This is a genomic window from Bacteroidota bacterium, assembly GCA_030706565.1.
Taxonomy (GTDB): Bacteria; Bacteroidota; Bacteroidia; order Bacteroidales; family JAUZOH01; genus JAUZOH01.
The window spans coordinates 1-2906 of the sequence record JAUZOH010000449.1; the positions used below are offsets into that span (position 1 = coordinate 1).

The 2906-nt window shown below is 39.5% G+C and carries 2 protein-coding genes; both read left to right on the forward strand.

Going from position 1 to position 2906, the window contains the following annotated elements:
- The first annotated feature begins 381 nt into the window (after positions 1-381).
- Positions 382-1137: a hypothetical protein gene (locus tag Q8907_15415; GenBank protein ID MDP4275659.1), complete on the forward strand. Its 756-nt coding sequence runs from the start codon at positions 382-384 to the stop codon at positions 1135-1137.
- 176 nt (positions 1138-1313) lie between these two features.
- A partial coding sequence (locus Q8907_15420) for a hypothetical protein (GenBank protein MDP4275660.1) occupies positions 1314-2906 on the forward strand: 1593 nt, incomplete at its 3' end.

Here is a 2906-nt window from a genome sequence, read left to right on the forward strand (position 1 = left end):
AAAACTGCAAAGTTTAAAGACAAAAGTAACATGGTATATTCTTATTCGCTTTTCTTGTTAGAAAGTTGTTAAAAAATTTATTACTTCTTTGTGTAGGTTTTTCTTGTTGAAATTTATCTTTACACGGCATTAGCAAAGGAAAAATTGAATATACTGCAAGAATCATGCAGCGGTAAAGATCAACATATTCCTGAGAGTAAGGGAATCGTTATCCCTGTGAGGAAAGAAATATTCGTGAACGTGGGTTCGAATAGGGCGGATATCCGGAATTTAATAATTTGAATCACACCCATTCTGAAAGGCTGGTAGGGCCATAAAGTGAAAGGTGGAGGTAGAAGTAAAAAATAATTCATTATACTCCTAACAGAAAAGTTATTATTTATGCAAGTAAAAACACAACTTTCCCGGCTGCTTGTTTTATCGGCATCATTATTCTTATTGTTAATCGTAAAATCTGAGGCGCAGGTCAGTGACGAATTACAGGACGCGGAAAATCAGGTCCCGGTTGCTCAGACAGCTTATCCGGCCGACCGCGACAGAAGTTCGTCTCCCGAATTGTCCAGCCCCCGTGCTTATGTTTTCGCTTATTATAATCTTCCTTATGCCATTGATCTTTCCATGGAACAAGACAATGAAACCGGAATAGGATTCGAACGGGTGATTGTGGATTTTAATTCCGTGAATCTTAGTAATAGCGAAGAAATAAGCCAGTTAAAAAATGCAATTTCAAGGCTTGAGCAGATGCTAGATGAGGATCAGATTAATGCCAGACGAAAATATGTCAGGGGCATGGTTAATTCCGAATCGGATATGGATGATGTTTCGGCACAGGGCAATGCTGTTATTGCACAGAGGGAACTGTTATGCACGAAAGACCTCTATTTTAAGCTGTCGGAAAGATACAATGATCTGGAAAAAAATAGTGTTCAAGAGCAAAGCAACAATAATACTTCGGAAATCTCAAATAGCACCGGCAATAACACCAACGACAATTCCAGCCAGGTTCAGCCCTCAAATAAGGGATGGTTTAAAAATGTATATGAAAAAATAGGCATTACAGGTCTTGTGATATTTATCTATCTGGGGATATACCTAATTGCTGGAATTATTGATTTTATCCGTAACAAGTTTTTTTGAAACAAGTAAATGAAAATTTATAATTCATCCCTGCATTTTTATTATTCCCTTTTTGACGCTAATATGATCCTACCAGGTGATATAAAAAATAAATATATTCATTTTGTGCTTTTTGATAAAGTTAAAAATTAGTTATAAATTTCCCGAATTATTATTAACCTGTTAATCCCAAACGAATGAATATTAATCACCTGTTAACCATTATTTTTGGCTGTCTTTTTATAACCTCATCTTTTGCCCAAAATAATTCAAATAACAATCCAGACCTCAAAGATCGGGTCATCGCTGTTGATTTTACTAAAGTTAAAGGGCCATTGAACCGGATGTTCAAGGAATGTATTGGCGCAGGGCGCGCAAATGAAGGCTTACGGGCTGACTGGCAAAAGCAGCTGGCTTATGTCAAAAAGGAATGTGACTTCAGGTATATCCGTATGCATGGCTTGTTAACCGATGATATGGGGGTTTACCGGGAGGATAAAAAGGGTAAGCCTGAATATAATTTTCAGTATATTGATGTTTTATATGATTACCTGCAGAGTATAGGGATGAAACCTTTTGTGGAACTTGGATTTATGCCGAATGCCCTGGCCAGTGGCACTAAAAGTATTTTCTGGTGGAAGGGTAATGTTACCCCGCCAAAGGATTATGACAAGTGGGCTGATTTAATCCGAAATCTCGTGCGGCATTTCACCGAACGTTATGGCGAAAATGAAGTAAAAACCTGGTATTTTGAAGTTTGGAATGAGCCTAATCTTAGTAGTTTCTGGGCAGGGACCCAGGAAGAATATTTTAAGTTATATAGTTATACCGCTAAAGCCATTAAAAGTGTAAATAAGGAATACCGGGTCGGCGGGCCTGCTACTGCCGGTGCTGCCTGGGTTCCGGATATGATTAACTTCTGCAGTAAAAACAAGCTTCCCCTGGATTTTATCAGCACCCATACATACGGTGTAAAAAGGGGGTATCTTGATGAATACGGGAATTCGGGTACCATACTTGACAAAAGTCCCATGAGTGTCAGCGGGGTAATTCTGAATTCACGCAAACAAATTGCAGGTTCTGCTATGCCTGGCCTGGAGCTGCATTATACCGAATGGAGTTCTTCCTACACTCCGGCTGATCCCATCCATGACAGTTATCATGAGGCTGCATATATTCTTGAAAAAATCAAACAGGTTGGAACAGCAGCCAATTCAATGTCATATTGGGTGTTTACCGACATTTTTGAGGAAGCAGGGCCCCGTTTTACCCCTTTTCACGGTGGTTTCGGTCTGCTTAATACGCAGGGCATCAATAAACCTGCATTTTATTCCTTCAGGTTTTTAAATAAATTGGCGAAAACAGAGTTGGTTGATAACGATGCCCGTTCCTGGGCTTGCAAAAGTACTAATGGAAATGTTCAGGTGCTTTTCTGGGATTTCACCAATACACATCCGGGAGATTCTGTGAATAACCAGGTGTATTATGTCCGCGATTTGCCTGCCAGGTTAAAGGGGAAAGTAAAAATAAGCATATCCGGAGTTCCGGCTGGCCGATATAAGCTTGAAATCTATAAAGTGGGTTATCATACCAACGACCCTTATTCCACTTATCTTTCAATGGGCCGGCCTGATCAGCTCACCAAACAGCAGGTGGAACAAATAAAGAAACTTAATGACGGTTCGCCTGTTTCAACTGAAACAGTAAAGTTAAAGGCCGGAGTAACATTTTCAAAGGAACTGGATCTGCGTGAAAATGATGTATTCTTTCTGAATCTGATCAAAGTATCT

Coding starts and splice junctions, on each gene's coding strand:
- Q8907_15415 (MDP4275659.1), top strand. CDS start 382: ATGCAAGTAAAAACACAACTTTCCCGGCTGCTTGTTTTATCGGCATCA.